Origin of the sequence: Microbacterium pumilum, from assembly GCF_039530225.1 — a bacterium.
GTDB lineage: Bacteria > Actinomycetota > Actinomycetes > Actinomycetales > Microbacteriaceae > Microbacterium > Microbacterium pumilum.
Genome location: NZ_BAAAOH010000001.1, coordinates 1,539,657 through 1,552,497, shown reverse-complemented (window position 1 = coordinate 1,552,497; position 12,841 = coordinate 1,539,657). Strand labels below are relative to the sequence as shown.

Sequence of the window (12,841 nt, the reverse complement as noted above, 5' to 3'; positions counted from 1 at the left end):
ACCATGGCCAAGGAGTCCACACTGCGCTTCGGCGCTCAGACCGACGAAGTGACGAGCCTGCTGCGGATCGTGAACATGGTGCGCGCGGGTGACGCATCCACTCGACCGGAGATCGGGCGCGTCACGGGGCTCGGACGAGGGGTCGTGACGCAGCGCGTCGACCAGGCGATCGAGATGGGCTACCTCGAGGACGGCGAGTTCGGCCCGTCCTCCGGCGGTCGGGCTCCCCGTACCCTGCGCTTCCGCAGCGGCCGCGGCCGCATCATCGTGTGCGCCCTCGGAGCCCTGCATATCCACGTCGGTGTCGCGATGCTCGAGGGCGACATCCTCGAGCAGACCCACCGCGCGTGGGACATCTCTCGCGGGCCGGCCGAGACGCTCGACACCGCGCTCGCGATGATCGACGACGTGCTCGCACGGACGCCGGACGTGCCCGTGTGGGGCATCTCCGTCGGCATCCCCGGGCCCGTCGACTTCGCCTCAGGCCGCCCGGTCGCGCCGCCGATCATGCCGGGCTGGAACGGGTTCGACATCCGTCGCCGGTTCGAGGAGCGCTACGCCGCGCCGGTCTGGGTCGACAACGACGTCAACCTGCTCGCGCTGAACGAACGCTCACGTCGGCGCGACGAGCACCTCGACCTGATCTACTGCAAGGTGGGTTCGGGAATCGGCGCAGGGCTGCTCTCGCAGGGCCGCATCCATCGCGGGGCGAACGGAGCGGCCGGCGACATCGGTCACGTGCGCGTCGCGGGGTCGGATGCGCTCTGCCGGTGCGGCAAGGTCGGCTGCCTCGAGGCCGTGGCCGGTGGATGGGCTCTGGTGCGCGACGCGGAAGTCGCCGTCGCCGATGGCGCCTCCGGTGCTCTCGCTCAGCAGACGCGCGAGGGCGAGCCCATCACTCCCGAGGCGATCGCTCGCGCGGCCGAGAACGGCGACGCCCTCGCGATCTCGCTGATCCAGCGGTGCGCGCGCGTGGTCGGGGAGTCGATCGCGGCGCTCGTGAACATGTTCAACCCCGGCGTCATCGTGATCGGCGGAGCGGTCGTGGGAGCCGGCGAGGTCTTCCTCGCCGAGGTGCGCCAGCGGGTCTACGAACTCTCCCTTCCCCTCGCGACACGGGACCTGAACATCGTGCAGTCGCAGAGCGACCTGCGAGAGCCGCTGCGCGGCGGCGCCGAAATGGTGCGCGAACAGCTCTTCGACGTCACCTTCCCGCGATGGTTCGCGGATGGCCGGCCCACGATCGAGGGCGTGCACGGCACGGTCTAGCACTTCTTTCGTTTATCGACTAAAGCGTGTAGATTCTCGTCTTAAGCCGTATCTGCTGCGGTCGACGACACGAGGATGTGCCCATGACGCTGCCGTTGCTGCGCGACGATTCCCTCATCACCACGCCGGACGGGGCCGCCGTGCGCGTCTCCCTGCCGTGGATCAGGTCCCTGCCCATGACCTCTCTGCAGGACCCGTCAGTGACGATCGACGGCGTCCTCGCCGAGGACGTCGCGGTGCTGCTCGACGGCAGGCCCGTGGCGCCTGGTGAGCTCGGCGAGGAAGACGGCTGGTGGTTCCAGCAGGATCGCATCACACTCGCGTGGCCGCACCGGGTGAACCTCGGAACCCACGACGTCGCGGTCGAGTTCGGGCTGCGGATCCCCTACCTGCAGGTAGGGCCGGACGGCCCGCTCACCCTGCCGTTCCGCGCCGAGCGGTCGCTCGTGCCCGACGCGCCGCACGTGCCGGCCGCGGTGACGAGGGATGCCGCGCCGACGACGAGCGACGGTTCGCTTCCCGCGGGCTGGGTGCTCACCGCGAGCGCCTTCAACTGGACACCGGACATGATCGCGGGCGACCGTGATGCCGTCGACATCGCCGTCGGCATCGTCGAAGACGGCCTGGCGGTCGAGATCGAAGCGGAGCCGGGACAGCTGTGGCGATCGTTCCCCGGGCGAAGCGAGGCGGATGCCGCGGCATTCGGTGCGCGCCTGGCCGCAGCGGGCGGACGCGTCAGCATCCTGGGCGCGAGCATGGATGACTGGTCGCCGCAGGGCACTCGCCGCACGGACGGCGAGCGGCTCGCATTCCTCCTGCCGCAGATCGAGATCGCCCATCAGCTCGGCGCGCGCGGCCTGCGCCTGCCCATCGGGCAGGCCGGCCCCCCGCTGCTCGAGCGCGTGCTGCCCGTCCTGCACGAGACGGGTCTGACGCTGTTCGAGGAGATCCAGGGTTCGCAGATTCCCGGCTCGCCTCAGGCCGGTCCCGCGATCGATCGGATCGTCGAGTTCGACGACCCGCACGTGCGCCTCCTCGTGGACATCTCGATGTTCATGCCCGCCGTTCCCGAGAGCTATCTCGCACGCCTGCAGGACGGCGGAGTGCCCGCGGACCTCATCGAGACCCTGCGGCACCGCTGGCGCGATCCCGAGATCGTGGGCGCGATCGTCGATCTGCTGCGATCCGGCGGAGTGCCGGCATCCGTCCACACGCTGTACATGGACATGCTGGTCAGATTCGGCCGATCGGAGGCGACGGCGATTGCCGACGTGCTGCCCTGGATCGGCGCGTTCCACCTGAAGTTCTGGGATCTCGACGACTCCGACGACCGCGTGAGCGGTCCGATCCGCGATGTCGCGGCGCTCCTGGATGGAACAGGGTTCAGCGGAACGCTGTGCAGCGAGTGGGGCGGGCACGAATGGCTCGACGACGACCCGACGAGCATGACCCGAGACCACCTCGCGCTGGCCCGCCGGGCACTGAGCGGAGCGAACGCATGACGCTGTTGAACGTCCTCATCCTCTCGGGACACATGACGATCGAGCACGACAACGAGCATCGCAGCTTCCGCCAGCACAACCAGTGGCTCACGACCCTGCTGGAAGACACCGGGCGGTTCACAGTGCGGGTCGTGGAGGACCCGCGCGGCCTCGGCGCGGAGATCATCGACAGGTACGACGTCGTGATCGTCGTCTTCGAGGGCCGCGATGGCTACCACGACAAGGCCGTCGGGTTCGGCGCCGAGACGGATGCCGCGCTGCTGCGCTTCGTGCACGACGACGGCAAGGGCATCGTGTGGTTCCACGGGTCGGCGGTGCAGGAGGACTCGTGGGGGTACCCGGAGGAGTACAACGTGATGCGCGGCGCGAAGCTGAGCGCGTACGAGACGGGGCTGCGGCCCCGGCCCTGGGGTGAGGCTCTTCTCAAGACCACCGAGCCGCGGCATCCGATCACCGAAGGCATCAACGCGACGTGGACCGTGACGGGCGACGACATCCTCACCGGGGTGCAGCTGTACGAGGGCGCACAGGAGCTGCTCACGACGTTCGACGACCTCGAGGCGTATGAGAACGCGCCGGTGTGGCCGATGTCGCACTATCCCGTCGTGATCCCCGAGGGCGGCATCGCCGCTCTCAACGGCATGAACACCGACCAGCCGATCGCCTGGATCAACGAGTATGGCGCGGGCCGTTCCTTCACGATCACGATCGGACATGACATCGACACCTTCCGGCGCATCGAGTTCATCCGCATGTTCCCTCGGGGCGTCGAGTGGGCCGCGACCGGCGAGGTGACCCTCGAGGGCCCCGACCGCCGCGGCGAGCGCCGGTTCCTCCCGTGGCCGTACTACAACCACGAGGGCTGACCCCGCCACCAGGGCGGATGTCCGCCACCGTCGTTCGTCAGCGGGGCTGTAGACCAGCGGCGCGGTAGACGGCGTCGACGACTTCCATCGTGCCGACGCCGAGCGCTGCGTCCAATTCACTGGGCGTGCCGTCGCGCAGGGCCCCGATCACGTGCTCGAGCTGGCGCACGTAGCTGTTCTCGCCCTCGACCGCCCTCTCCTCGACGAGCACGTCATCGCCGGCGGTGACCGTCAGCACGGCGCCCCATTGGGGCACGATCACGCTGGTGGCCACGAGCGAGGCCGCGGACCCCTCGACCCGCAGCGACATGCTTCCCTTGTCGTCGCCGATGAAGGACGAGCGCACATGAACCGGGATGCCGCCCGAGAGCTCGAGCACCGCATCCGTCTGCAGGTCCACACGCGGGTCGTCGCCCGACAGCACTGCTTCGGCCGAGACGACCAACGGCTCCCCCCACGCGGCACGGATGAGGTCCACGGCGTAGCACCCGACGTCCATGAACGACCCGCCGCCGAGATCTCCGTCGAGGCGGATGTTGCCGGGCTTCACGACGAAGTGAGGGATGCTGTAGTCGAACTCGACGCGCTGGATCTGCCCCAGGACCCCTGAGGCGAGCACGCCCAGCAGCCGACGGGTGAAGCCGTGCAGTCGGTAGTGGAATCCCACGAAAGCACGCCTGCCCGCCGCGTCCGCCGCCTCGGCGATCTGCGCCGCGGTCGTCCCGTTCGCCGACAGCGGCTTCTCGCACAGCACGTGCTTGCCGGCCCGCAGCGCCCGCACCGCCCAGTAGGCCTGAACGGTCGAGGGCAGCGGAATGTAGACGAGGTCGACGTCGGGATGGTTCAGGAGCATCTCGTAGTCGCCCGACTCGGGCACCTCGAGGCGATCGGCCAGCGCCCGCGCCCGATCTGGATCGCGTGCGCCGATGGCGATCACTCGGACGCCGTCCAGCTCGCGCGCCGGCTCCACGATCGCCCGCTCGGCGATGCCGGCAGCACCCATGATTCCGATTCCCAGGCTCGGCGCGGTCATCGCCTCATCCTGACCGGCCCGGGCCATCACCGGGGAGCGCCCAACGCATGGCGGGAACGCGCGATGATGGGCTCCAGCACCTTCTGGACGTACCATCCGCTGACCATCGCGCTCTCGGCGGGGCGCGGACTCTGGTCGGACTCGACCACGATCCACCCGGAATAGTCCGAGTCGGCCACAGCGCGCGCGAAGGCTTCGAAGTCGATCAGGCCGCCTTCGTCGGTCGGCTCGAAGAACCAGCGCTCGATGCGTCGCGCGCCGCCTTCGGTGCGGACGAACTGCTCCGCATGGGGCGTGAGCGCTTCGGCGTCGTCGACGAGCTCGCGGGCGTTCTTGAGCTGGATGTGCCGGACCCGGTCGGCGTGGCTCCGGAAGAACTCGACGGGGTCGATACCCGCGACTGCGAGTTCGGCGGTGTCGAGGGCGAGGCCGACGAACTCGGGTGCGGTTGCGGCAAGAAGTCTGTCGATTCCGTCGCCCAGGCGCAGGGCCGACAGGAAGTCGACGTGGAGTGCGAGCCGTACGTCATGCTCCGCGATACGGCGGCCCACCTCGTTCCAGAGGCGGGCGAGCGTGCCGACCTGGTCATCGCTCAGTTCGCCCGTCTGCCATGCCGAGCCGACCGGACGCACGACGAGCGTGTCACCGCCGAGACGGTGCACCGCCTCGGCGAACCAGAGGGCGGTGCCGGTGATCTGCTCGACCGCACCCGGATCGAGAGGGTCAGGTCCGCGGCCCATCTCGACGTCGAACCCGACGAACGGGTCGTACACGTAACTGCTCACGGCGTCGAGCGCGCACTCGGAGAGGAAGGATCGCAGGCCATCCAGAGATCCGTACAGGTTCGCGATCTCATGGGGGCTGCCGAACGGCTCCCATGGTCCGAAGCTGACGGCCGTCAGCTCGACGCCGCTGAACCCGCTGATCGAGATCGTCTTGAACGCCCGCTCGTGATCGCGCTTGCGCACGAACGCGTCGATGTTGGTGTCCCACTGGTTCAGGGCATAGCCCCATCGGACGCCGGTCACTTCGCGACCTCCTCGTAGATGCCGTCGAGCACGTTCTTCGCGTACCACCGCGCGATCGCCGTGCTCTCCGAGTAGTCGCCACCCACCTTGTCGGCCTTGTCGTGTTCGACGCTGATCCAGCCCGTGTAGCCGTGGTCGCGCACCGACCGCATGAACGACTCGAAGTCGACCAGGCCTTCGGCGGTGCCCATCTCGTAGAACCACTTCTCTGTCGTCACGGCCGAGAGCTCGGCATCGGGCCAGAGCCGGTAGTCCTCGTTGACGTCCTTCGTCCGCGTGTCCTTGAAATGGAAGCCCGTCACGCGATCGTGGTGCGCCTCGTACACGTCGACCGGATCGACATCCGCGATGCAGTGCTGGGCGGTGTCGACGAAGAACTTCACGAACTCGGGATCGGCATAGTCGTAGAACGCGTCGATCTGCGCGCGCGTGCGGATGCCACCGTAGAACTCGTGGTGGCACGTCAGATTGACGCCGTACTCCTGGGTGATCTGGCCGACCTTGCCCCAGACTTCCGCCGCGTGCTTGAGCCCGTCGTCACTGACACCGACCTCGTCGAAGAATCGCGAACCGGGCATGACGATGATGTTGTCGAGCTGGATGCCGGACCACCGGTCCATCGTGACCCTGAAGTCCTCGAGGATCGTGTCGTGGGTCGCCGGCACCTCCGGCGCGTAGCGGTCGGGGGTGTAGTACACGCCGTGGAACGTGTTCACGATGCGCTCGAGGCCCTGCTCCTGCACGAACTCCTGATAGTTCGCGACCGATCCGTACTGTTCGAGGATCTGCCAGAACCGGAAGTCGAAGGTGTCGATCGCGTCGAAGCCGACGGCGGCCACCTGGCGCAGGAACCGCGTCATCGCGAGCCGGGACTGCCACTGGTCGATGGGGCCCGCCGGACCCTGGCTGCGCCAGTGGTCCATGTAGCTCCACTTGATCTTCGGCGGCTCGGTGGTCGGGCTCGTCATGGTCGTGCCTGCTTTCGTGGTGAGCGGGTGAGCCGACGGCGTCGACTTCGAAGAGGCGCCTACTTCGTCGAGAACGCGGCGTCGAACGCCGCAGCGGGCGGTGTGATCTCCGCGAGCCTGCGCACGAACGCGAGCGCCTCGGGAGCGCCGATGAGCCGGTCCATTCCGGCGTCCTCCCACTCGACGCTCGTCGGTCCGTCGTAGCCGATCGCGTTGAGCGCGCGGAAGAGCGGCTCCCACCGCACCGCGCCGTGACCGGTCGAGACGAAGGTCCACCCGCGGCGAGGGTCGGCCCAGGGCCGGTGCGAGCCGAGCACACCGTTGCGACCGTCGAGATTCGTGATGGACTCCTTCACGTGCACGTGGAAAATGTGCTCGGCGAAGTCGAGCACGAACGCCAGGTAGTCCAGCTGCTGCCAGACGAAGTGCGACGGGTCGAAGTTGAAGCCGAAGCTCTTGCGGTGGCCGATCGCCTCGAGCGTGTCCTTCGCGGTCCAGTAGTCGTAGGCGATCTCGGACGGGTGCACTTCGAGCGCGAAGCGCACGCCGACCTCTTCGAACACGTCGAGGATGGGGTTGAATCGGTCGGCGAAGTCCTGGTAGCCGTGCGCGATGAACTCGTCGGACGCCGGCGGGAACATCGCCACCGCTTTCCAGATCGATGATCCGGAGAATCCGTTCACTGTCGTCACGCCGAGCTTCGCCGCGATGCGTGCCGTGTTCTTGAGGTCTTCCGCGGCGCGCTGGCGCACGCCCTCCGGGTCGCCGTCGCCCCAGACACGATCCGAGAGGATGTCGCGGTGGCGCTCGTCGATCGGGTCGTCGCAGACCGCCTGGCCGGTCAGGTGGTTCGAGATCGCATAGACCTTCAAGCCGTGGCGCTCGAGGATGTCGAGCCGGCTCTGGACGTACTCGGCGTCATCCCACCGAGACACATCGAGGTGATCGCCCCAGCAGGCGATCTCGAGGCCGTCGTAGCCCCACTCGCCGGCGAGGCGGGCGACTTCTTCGAACGGCAGGTCGGCCCACTGGCCGGTGAACAGGGTGATCGGGCGCGCCATTGTGTGTCTCCTTTGTCAGGTCGGTCGTTGAGCGAGGAGCGTAGCGACGAGACGAACCGCCCCGAACCTGCGAGTCTCGCCGTTGCTGCGTTTCGTCTCGCTTCGCTCGCTCAACGACCGGTGGTGAGTGAGCCCGCGTCGGTGCGGACCCAGGCGGACTCGTGCTCGCTCGAGCGCTCCACGGCATCGAGCACACGCTGTACCGAGAGGCCCTCTGCGAACGACGGATGCGGGTCGGAGCCCTCGTGGATCGCGGTGACCAGGTCGACGACCTGGTGCGAGAAGCCGTGCTCGTAGCCGAGCATGTGCCCGGCGGGCCACCACGCGGCCAGGTATGGATGCTGCGCCTCGGTGACCAGGATCTTCGTGAAGCCCTGGCGGTCCTCCGGCGCCGTGCCGTCGTAGAACTGCAGGCTGTTGAGGTCTTCGAGGTCGAAAGCGAGCGCACCCTTGTCGCCCGAGACCTCGATCGTGAGCGCGTTCTTCCGGCCCGTTGCGAAGCGCGTCGCCTCGAACGAGACGAGCGCACCGTTCGCGAGGCGTCCGGTGAAGAGCGCGACGTCGTCGACCGTGACCTGCCCGAGGCTTTCGGCAGCGCCCTTCAACGAGCTCAGGGACCCGAGCTCACCGGCGCCGAGCATCGGTCGCTCCTTCACGATCGTGTCCATGGTGCCCGAGACGGCGTCGACGGTCTGCCCGGTGACGAACTGCGTCATGTCGATGATGTGCGCGCCGATGTCGCCCAGGGCTCCCGAACCGGCGTGCTCCTTCTGCAGTCGCCACGCGAGCGGCATCTGCGGATCGACGAGCCAGTCCTGGCGATAGGCCGCGCGGACCTGCTGCACCGTGCCGACGACGCCCTCGGCGACGAGGTCGCGAAGGAACGTCACCGCCGGCACCCGGCGGTAGGTGAAGCCCACCATCGAGCGAACCCCGTTCGCCGCCGCCCGGGCTGCGGCATCCGTCATCGCCTCCGCTTCGGCCACCGAGTTCGCCAGCGGCTTCTCGACCAGCACGTGCTTGCCGGCGTCGAGCGCGGCGATCGCGATCTCGGCGTGCGAGTCGCCCGGAGTCACGATGTCGACGATGTCGATGTCATCGCGGGCGATGACCTCGCGCCAGTCGGTCGCGGACTCCGCCCAGCCCCACTTCTCGGCGGCGGCGGCGACGGCATCCTCATTCCGGCCCACGATCACGGCCATCTCGACCGCGTCCGGAAGGTCGAACATGCGGGGCGCCTGACGCCACCCGACCGAGTGGGTCGCGCCCATGAAGCCGTAGCCGATCATGGCGACGCGGAGCGTCATGCCAGCACGACCTCGCGCTCGACCGGTACGCGGTTGGTGACATAGCGACCGGGGCCGCCGTCGGTGCCCGGCATGATCTGCATGTAGAGCAGGCGCATCGTCAGCACGACCTCGACGGTCAGCTTCTCGCCCGCCTCGGGAGCGTGGTCGAGTGGGATGACGACCTCGGGCTTGTCGGCGACGAACCAGAGCGTGTCCCACTGATCGGGCAGCTCTTCGATGCGGTAGCTCGTGCCGTTGAGCTCGAAACGCAGCTCCTCCTTCGGCACGGCGACGCCGTTGACGGATGCCGCGACATCGTCGACGGCCGACAGCCAAAGGCTGCGGTACCAGGGAAGCTGCACCGAGACGGCGATCGCGTCGTCGCGACGGTGAACGTCCTTGTCGGAGAAGAGGGAATTGTGGGTGGCCATGGCAGGCTCCTCGATCGCAGAGAGGTCAGTGGAAGGTGTCGGTGAACGTGTTGTGCGGAACCGGCGGCACCGGCTCGAGCTGCTGCACGGTCTCCGGGCTGTAGGGGTGGTTCTCGGAGGGCACGGGCTGGTCGGCGGGCGGCATGAACACCGGCTTGCCGTCGTCGCCGAAGTACATGAGGTCGAGGTCGAACGCACCCTGGTTCTTCAGGCCGAAGCTGATCCAGTTCTCCTCGAACGGCGCGCGGGCGAGCTCGTAGCAGCGGAACTTCCAGATCTTCCATTCGCCGTCCTGCTTGAGGAAGTCGATGGCGTACTTGCACCAGACCCAGTGCGCCCAGACCTTCTTGCCCAGCACCTCGCCGGGCGAGTACATGTCTGGGAACTCCTTGGCGACCTCGGGATCGGTGAGCCCTGACTCGGTGCCGGCCATGAGCCAGACACCCTTGGCGGTCTCGCCGTCGGCGGCCACCTCGATGACGGGAGTCGTCGTGGCGTGCAGGATGAGCTTGCCGGTCGGCGACGGGCGACCCTGGTGATACCGGATGACGCTGTCGTACTCGGTGTACTCCCCGGCGTTCGTATACCGAGCCCGGATGCCCTCGGTGCCGCGCTTGACCCACAGCGGGATGATCTGCTCGTCCTGGAACGCGTTGTGCAGGTACATGTAGCGGTTGAACACGTTCTCGACGGCGCCGCGGTCGTGAGCGGACTGCGCGACCCGCGCGACCTCGGCCAGCGTGCCTCGCAGCGCGTCGATCTCGGCGCGGAGTTCGGAGACGGTCGGCTCGGCGATGGTCGCCCCTTCGACGAGCTCAGGGACCGTCTGGGTGTCAGACAAGGCTCTGCTCCTTCACCGTGTCTTCGATCGCCTGGCGCATCAGCACGTGCTGCTTCTTGACGAGGTCGATCGGGTCGCTCTCGCCGAGGTCGGAGAACGCGTGACCCTCCCATTCGCTCGAGAGGTAGCCCTGATAGCCGCCCTGGACGAACTGCTTGACGATCCGCGGGATGTCCATCGCAGGCTCTTCGCCGTCGGGCCCGATGTCGTAGAACTTGGCGTGCACGTGGAAGATCTGCGGCATGATGTCGAGCCACTCCTCCGGCGGCACCAGACCGTGCATGTTGAAGGCGAGCCGTGTGAAAGGACCGAACTGGAGGAAATCCACTCCTTCGCCCGACAGGTAGTCCTCGAACTTCTGGTTGCGCACGTGCATCGGCGTGGGCTCGTGCCAGATCTCGTCCATGACGGGGAAGTGCTTCTCGTCCATGCCCATGTTGCTGAGCGTGCGCAGCAGGGTCGGGGAGAGGCTGTGCATCGTCGAGGAGAAGTCTGCCGTGAAGCCGAGACGGTCCGACTGCAGTTCGTCGTACATCTCACGCATCTGCAGGACCTGCGGGTTGTTCGGCCCCGACGGCGCGTGGATCTCGTAGCCGAGCTTCTGGTCGTACTTCTCGGCGAGCGGAAGGAGGCTGCGCAGCAGCTCCTTCCCGTGCGAACGGATGACGACCTTCTTGAACCCGAGCGTGTGCGCGGTCTTCAGCTGACGCGCGAGGAACTCGTGCTCCTCATCGGGCGTCATGTCACGCTGCTTGCGACGCCCCATGTCGAGGTTGGTGCCGATCGCGCTCGCTTCGAGACCGTACTTGTCGAGCGAGTCGAACCACAGCTTGACGAAGTCGTCGTCGACGTCGGGGTAGGTGCGCAGCAGCTGCGCGATGTTGAACTCGACGCCCGGGCCGATGCCTTCGTCATGCACGGCCTTGATGAGGGTCTCCGGGGTGTACAGGCCCGCGGCGAATTCGCTCGTCATCGAGTACAGGGTCGTTCCGAGCTTGATGCCCGTGCCGGCGATGCCGTCGCTCATGAGTTCGCTCCTTCTGTGGTCGGCAGCCAGGCCGAGAGTTGTGTGCGCGCGTGTGCGGCATCCGTTGTCATGCGCGAGCCGGCGTCGACGGCTGCCGAGCGCTGCACGGACTGCTCGCCGGCGATGATCTCGAACGGGCTCTGCCAGTAGTTCCAGTGCCAGCCTTCGTACTCGCTCGAGATCGCGCCGTTGTAGCCGTTCTCGACCAGCAGCCTGATCAGGTCGCGCACCGGAACGGACGGCTCTTCGCCGTTCTCGTCGATGCCGAAGAACTTGCCGTGCACGTGACGGATCCACGGCATGATCTCCAGCCAGTCGTTCACCTGAGCGGGGCCGAACAGGCCGGTGCCGTTGATGCCGAAGTCGATGCCGAGGTCGGGGCGGCCGTTCTGCGCGGCAAGCCCGATGAACGAGCCGAACCGCTGGCCGTGCTGGGCCTGATCCGCGGGCGGGCCCTGCTCGTAGTAGGTGTTCCAGAGGTCGACGACCTTGGTGAGCAGTTCTTCGGACGCGCCGCGTCGGCGATAGGCCTCGATCAGCGACGGGGCGAAGCCGCTGACGGTTGCACCCCAGTCCATCGTGAAGCCCAGGAACGGCGAGCCGACCTTCTCGTAGCGGTCGCGGAGGGCGAGGATCCGCGGGTGGGACGCATACTGGTCGGCGTGCACCTCGAGCGCGAGCGTGACGCCATGCTCCTCGGCGATCGGCGCGAGTGCCTCCATCGAGTCGGGCTCGATCGAGATCTGCACGCGCGCGATCGGGAAGCCGAGCTTGGCTGCCGCCTTGATCTGCAGCGTCATGTAGTCGATCAGCTCGTCCTGCGTGAGCAGACGATCGCGGTGGATGCCGATATCCGCGTTCACGGCGAGCGAGGTCGTGACGAGTCCGACCTCGTCCACGAGGTCGCGGAACCAGCCCGCGAAGGAGTCCTCGATCACGGGGAACCCGCGGAAGCTCGAGAAGCCGATGACCTCGAGGCCCGGCCCGTAGCCCTCCGCAGCGACCTTCCGGATCAGACCCTCGAGGTCGTACTCCCGGCCGTGGAAGGCACGGGTGAAGCTGTAGAGCGTCACGCCCTGGATGGGAGTGCCCAGTCCTTCGACGAGCTCAGGAACCGTGCTCATGCTGCGACCGCCTTCATGGTCTTGACGTCGTGCTCCTCGATATGGAGCGTCTCGGTGTCGGAGATGATGATGTACGGGATGTAGAGCGTGAGATCGACCCGCACCTCGTGGTCGGCGTCATCCGCAACCGGGATATCGCCCGACAGGACGGCTGAGTCGGTGGGGAACCACCACTCGCCGGTCTCGTCGACCAGCTCGCCGAAGCTGAACTCACGGTCGTTCATCCTCCAGCGCAGCGACTCGGTCGGCGCCTCGACGCCGTCGATGCTGAGCTTCGCGCCGGCGATGCACGACCCGGGGAGCGCCCGGTACCAGGGCAGACGTACCTCCACCGCGGTGCGGGCACCGTCGGTCGTGAGCGTGCCCTGCTCGATGATGCGATCGGGGATCACGAGAACCTCC

Annotated in this window: 13 protein-coding genes; 3 read left to right on the top strand and 10 right to left on the bottom strand. The window is 67.5% G+C overall.

All coding sequences use genetic code 11. From position 1 onward, the window contains the following. The first annotated feature begins 3 nt into the window (after positions 1–3). From ABD188_RS06850 to ABD188_RS06840, 3 genes are all read left to right on the top strand, one after another. Positions 4–1,269 (top strand): ROK family protein, encoded by a 1,266-nt coding sequence (locus ABD188_RS06850; RefSeq protein WP_344059817.1) that lies wholly within the window; start codon positions 4–6, stop codon positions 1,267–1,269. 83 nt (positions 1,270–1,352) lie between these two features. After that, positions 1,353–2,771, top strand: a complete 1,419-nt coding sequence (locus tag ABD188_RS06845) for a hypothetical protein (protein ID WP_344059816.1) — start codon at positions 1,353–1,355, stop codon at positions 2,769–2,771. After that, complete coding sequence (locus ABD188_RS06840; RefSeq protein WP_344059814.1) at positions 2,768–3,637, top strand: ThuA domain-containing protein; 870 nt, start codon at positions 2,768–2,770, stop codon at positions 3,635–3,637. The genes ABD188_RS06845 and ABD188_RS06840 overlap by 4 nt, the downstream gene beginning before the upstream one ends. Positions 3,638–3,674: 37 nt before the next feature. On the opposite strand, the gene ABD188_RS06835 is transcribed toward ABD188_RS06840, so the two are convergent. From ABD188_RS06835 to ABD188_RS06790, 10 genes are all read right to left on the bottom strand, one after another. Further along, complete coding sequence (locus ABD188_RS06835) at positions 3,675–4,670, bottom strand: Gfo/Idh/MocA family protein (protein WP_344059812.1); 996 nt, start codon at positions 4,668–4,670, stop codon at positions 3,675–3,677. 26 nt (positions 4,671–4,696) lie between these two features. Beyond that, a complete protein-coding gene (locus ABD188_RS06830; RefSeq protein ID WP_344059810.1) occupies positions 4,697–5,698 on the bottom strand; it encodes a sugar phosphate isomerase/epimerase family protein in 1,002 nt (333 codons plus the stop codon). Continuing rightward, positions 5,695–6,666 (bottom strand): sugar phosphate isomerase/epimerase family protein, encoded by a 972-nt coding sequence (locus ABD188_RS06825; RefSeq protein WP_344059808.1) that lies wholly within the window; start codon positions 6,664–6,666, stop codon positions 5,695–5,697. Before ABD188_RS06825 ends, ABD188_RS06830 begins: the two co-directional genes overlap by 4 nt. Positions 6,667–6,725: 59 nt before the next feature. After that, positions 6,726–7,727 carry a sugar phosphate isomerase/epimerase family protein gene (locus ABD188_RS06820; RefSeq protein WP_344059806.1) on the bottom strand — a complete coding sequence of 334 codons (1,002 nt, stop codon included), beginning with the start codon at positions 7,725–7,727 and terminating at the stop codon, positions 6,726–6,728. Positions 7,728–7,837: 110 nt separating this feature from the next. Then, positions 7,838–9,034 carry a Gfo/Idh/MocA family protein gene (locus ABD188_RS06815; RefSeq protein WP_344059804.1) on the bottom strand — a complete coding sequence of 399 codons (1,197 nt, stop codon included), beginning with the start codon at positions 9,032–9,034 and terminating at the stop codon, positions 7,838–7,840. Next, positions 9,031–9,447, bottom strand: a complete 417-nt coding sequence (locus ABD188_RS06810; protein WP_344059802.1) for a C-glycoside deglycosidase beta subunit domain-containing protein — start codon at positions 9,445–9,447, stop codon at positions 9,031–9,033. Before ABD188_RS06810 ends, ABD188_RS06815 begins: the two co-directional genes overlap by 4 nt. A 25-nt stretch (positions 9,448–9,472) precedes the next feature. Next, the gene (locus ABD188_RS06805; RefSeq protein ID WP_344059800.1) at positions 9,473–10,288 is read right to left on the bottom strand and encodes a nuclear transport factor 2 family protein; all 816 of its coding nucleotides are present in this window, start codon (positions 10,286–10,288) and stop codon (positions 9,473–9,475) included. Then, positions 10,281–11,315, bottom strand: a complete 1,035-nt coding sequence (locus ABD188_RS06800; protein WP_344059798.1) for a sugar phosphate isomerase/epimerase family protein — start codon at positions 11,313–11,315, stop codon at positions 10,281–10,283. The genes ABD188_RS06805 and ABD188_RS06800 overlap by 8 nt, the downstream gene beginning before the upstream one ends. Continuing rightward, a complete protein-coding gene (locus ABD188_RS06795) occupies positions 11,312–12,439 on the bottom strand; it encodes a sugar phosphate isomerase/epimerase family protein (protein ID WP_344059796.1) in 1,128 nt (375 codons plus the stop codon). The genes ABD188_RS06800 and ABD188_RS06795 overlap by 4 nt, the downstream gene beginning before the upstream one ends. Further along, positions 12,436–12,831, bottom strand: coding sequence for a C-glycoside deglycosidase beta subunit domain-containing protein (locus tag ABD188_RS06790; protein WP_344059795.1), 396 nt, complete (start codon positions 12,829–12,831; stop codon positions 12,436–12,438). The genes ABD188_RS06795 and ABD188_RS06790 overlap by 4 nt, the downstream gene beginning before the upstream one ends. Positions 12,832–12,841: the final 10 nt, after the last annotated feature.